The following is a 3372-nucleotide window of genomic DNA, read 5'->3' on the forward strand; positions in this document are numbered from 1 at the left end:
CCCTCCGACGGGGACGCCGCCTTCGTGTGTCCGATCGGCCGCCGCCTGCCGCGGTGGCGCCTACTGCGGCTCCAGCTCCGCGATCCCGCCCTCCGGGATCGCCGCGCCGTCCGACCCGACCACCTTCCGGTCGCCGAGCGGCTCGTCGAGTTGCACCGTCCGCTCCACCGCCTTGGCGATCATGATGCAGACCTTGCCCTCCCACGGGGTGTCGGTCACGGTGACCGTCACCTCGCCCGACTCCTCGCTCACCGAGGCCGAGTAGTCGCTGCACACCCCGCCCCAGAAGGCCACGGTCAGCTTGTCGCCGTCGACCGTGTAGCCCTGGATCCGCACATCACGCGAGGACGGACCGGTGGACGGCGTGTCACCCGGCTCGCCGGGCTTCTCGGTCGGCTCCGAGCGGGACTCGGGGGTGGCCAGGTACTTCGGGTCGATCGCCGGATGCGTCACCGTGTAGGGGGCCTCGGCACCCGTCGGCCGCACCTCGAACATCCAGGACGGCACCAGCGCCGGGCGGCCGTCCACATGGTGCGAGGCGAGCCCGAACATCGCGTTCTCGACGGTGACCGCCTCCGGCTTCGGCGGTGTGGTCACCCGCTCGCACGGCGTCTCGTCCACCGCGACCGTCCCGCTCTCGACGGCTGTCCCGGTCTCGCCCTCCAGCGGTACGGGGCCGGTGCAGCCGCCGATGCCGCCGCGCTCGGTGCCGACGCCCTGACCCGAGCCGTTCATCAGTTCCAGCGCCCGCTCCGCGTCCACGACGGGATACGTGTCGCTCTTCACCGGCGACTTCAGGTTGCCGCTGCCGCCGACCACCTGGCCGTCGGCGCCGATCTGGACCCCGGTCGACCAGCCGTACGTGGGCAGCCCGCCGACCTCGGGGTCGGCGTTCACCACCCGAACGGCGCCCATGAGTTGGGTCGCGTCGAGCTTGGCGTCGTCCTGGCCGACGGCATTGAGCACCGGGGCCGCCGCATTCTCGGCCGCCGCCTCGCTGACCGGGTCGCCGCCCTCGGCCGTGCCGCCGGACGTGCAGACGTCGACCTTCCGGCAGTTGTCGGTGCCCGGCGTGTACCGGTTGAACGTCCATGTCCCCGGCGATTGCCGGTTCACGTGGAGCACCGGTCCCGAACCGTCCCCGGCCGCCCCCACCTGCCAGGCCTCGCCCTCGGACGTCGGCTTGCCCTCCACCCCGAGCGCCTTCGCGAGCCGCGCCACCTCGGCGGCCGTCACCTCGCCCTTGACCGAGTAGACGGGAGCGGAGCCGGGGCCGTCGGGCAGGTCGTCGCCCGCACGATAGGTCACCCCGTTGGGGTTGGGCTCACCGGGCGCGATGCCGTTCGAACCGCCGTCGGCGTAGCCGTCGAGCGCGAGCGGCGGGGGAGTGCCGTCACCGCCGGGCGAGCTCGACCCCCCAGCATCACCGCCGGACCCACCGGAAGCCGTAGTGGCGAGGAATGCCCCACCACCCCCGACCAGCAGCACCGCGGCGGCCACGGACGCGACGGCCACCCGGGAACGCCGCCGCCGCGGCCGCTCGGCACCGCCGACGTCCACGACGTGACCGCTGTCGCTGTCACTGTCGCCGCCCCCGCCATCGCCGTCAGCGGCTACGGCACGCTCATCCGTGTCGTCCTCGGCGGCAGCCCGCGAGCCCTCGTCCTCATCGGAGCCGGCCCCCTCATCCACGTCACTCGCCGCAGCCCCAGCCGCAGGCTCATCGGCCCCGTCGGCCGCATCGGCCCCGTCGGTCTCAGTGACGTCATCCCCGGCAGCCCTGATCTCCTCGGTGGCGTCGGGCTCGGGGCCCTCGTCCGGGTTCTCGGGGTTGTCGGGTCGCTCGGAGTTCACCGCATCGCTCCTTCGGCAGGTCGTACACCGCATCCCCTATACGGGGGACAGCGATGGGACGCGGCAGAGGAGCCGACGGTTCCCTCAGTCGCCGTACTCCGGCATCGCGTCCACCAGCCGCGCGGACGTCGCCGGCACCGTCACCCCGTGAATGAGCGAAGGGGACACCGGAGCCGTAATGACCTTCGCGGGGGCCGCCCAGTGCGGAGCCATCCGGGCGCAGTCGCCGCGCAGCGCCGCGAGGCCGCCGTTCGGGTCGAACGGAACGGTGCCGTGGATCTTGGGGTTCGTCATAACGGCACCGTACGCACCATGAACCCCGCGAAGAAAGACCTACTATCGGGTAGTTTTGCCTGCTTCAGAGCACGTGGGCGACCCGATAGCGTGAACTGTCAATCCCCTCTCCCTTCGCAGGAGCGTGTCCTCGCCGTGCGTATCGCAGTCTCCGGCTCCATCGCCACCGACCATCTGATGACCTTCCCCGGCCGCTTCGCCGACCAGCTCGTCGCGGACCGGCTGCACACGGTCTCCCTCTCCTTCCTCGTCGACCAGCTCGACGTACGCCGGGGCGGTGTCGGCGCGAACATCGCGTTCGGCATGGGACAGCTCGGCACGCGCCCGATCCTGGTCGGCGCGGCGGGCTCCGACTTCGACGAGTACCGCGCGTGGCTCGACCGGCACGGTGTGGACACCACCTCCGTGCGCATCTCCGAGACGCTGCACACGGCCCGTTTCGTGTGCACCACGGACGCCGACCACAACCAGATCGGCTCCTTCTACACCGGCGCGATGAGCGAGGCCCGCCTCATCGAGCTGAAGACCGTCGCCGACCGTGTCGGCGGCCTCGACCTCGTCCTCATCGGCGCGGACGACCCGGAGGCGATGCTCCGCCACACGGAGGAGTGCCGCTCCCGGGGCATTTCGTTCGCCGCGGACTTCTCCCAGCAGATCGCCCGCATGAACGGCGACGAGATCCGGATACTGCTGGACGGCGCCACGTACCTCTTCTCCAACGAGTACGAGAAGGGCCTCATCGAGTCCAAGACCGGCTGGTCCGACGCGGAGATCCTCGCCAAGGTCGGCCACCGGGTGACCACCCTCGGCGCGCGCGGCGTCCGCGTCGAGCGGGCCGGTGAGGACCCGATCGAGGTCGGCTGCCCGGAAGAGGAGCGCAAGGCCGAGCCCACGGGTGTCGGCGACGCGTTCCGTGCGGGGTTCCTCTCGGGGCTGGCCTGGGGCGTCTCGCTGGAGCGAGCCGCCCAGGTCGGCTGCATGCTCGCCACGCTGGTCATCGAGACGGTGGGTACGCAGGAGTACCAGCTGCGGCGGGCGCACTTCATGGATCGGTTCATGAAGGCGTACGGGGACGAGGCCGCGGAAGAGGTTCGCGCGCACCTCGGCTGAGGCGAGCCTCGGCGACTTCCGGGATGCCAGGGTCGGTGCGTCGTCGGCTGCGGGTTCGTCGTGGCCGGTCGCGCAGTTCCCCGCGCCCCTGAGGAGGCCTGTGGCCTTCTCAGG

General features: G+C 71.6%; 3 protein-coding genes. 1 reads left to right on the forward strand and 2 read right to left on the reverse strand.

Features of this window, described 5'->3' with window-relative positions:
- Positions 1–60: 60 nt before the first annotated feature.
- Together ACFU53_RS47360 and ACFU53_RS47365 are read right to left on the reverse strand one after the other, a co-directional pair.
- Positions 61–1854: a hypothetical protein gene (locus ACFU53_RS47360; RefSeq protein WP_384006664.1), complete on the reverse strand. Its 1794-nt coding sequence runs from the start codon at positions 1852–1854 to the stop codon at positions 61–63.
- 84 nt (positions 1855–1938) lie between these two features.
- A complete protein-coding gene (locus ACFU53_RS47365) occupies positions 1939–2148 on the reverse strand; it encodes a hypothetical protein (RefSeq protein WP_384006667.1) in 210 nt (69 codons plus the stop codon).
- Between the two features lie 135 nt (positions 2149–2283).
- Here ACFU53_RS47365 and ACFU53_RS47370 point away from each other — a divergent pair, with 135 nt between their 5' ends.
- Positions 2284–3258, forward strand: a complete 975-nt coding sequence (locus tag ACFU53_RS47370; RefSeq protein WP_384006670.1) for a carbohydrate kinase family protein — start codon at positions 2284–2286, stop codon at positions 3256–3258.
- Positions 3259–3372: the final 114 nt, after the last annotated feature.

It is taken from the genome of Streptomyces sp. NPDC057474, assembly GCF_042802555.1.
GTDB lineage: Bacteria > Actinomycetota > Actinomycetes > Streptomycetales > Streptomycetaceae > Streptomyces.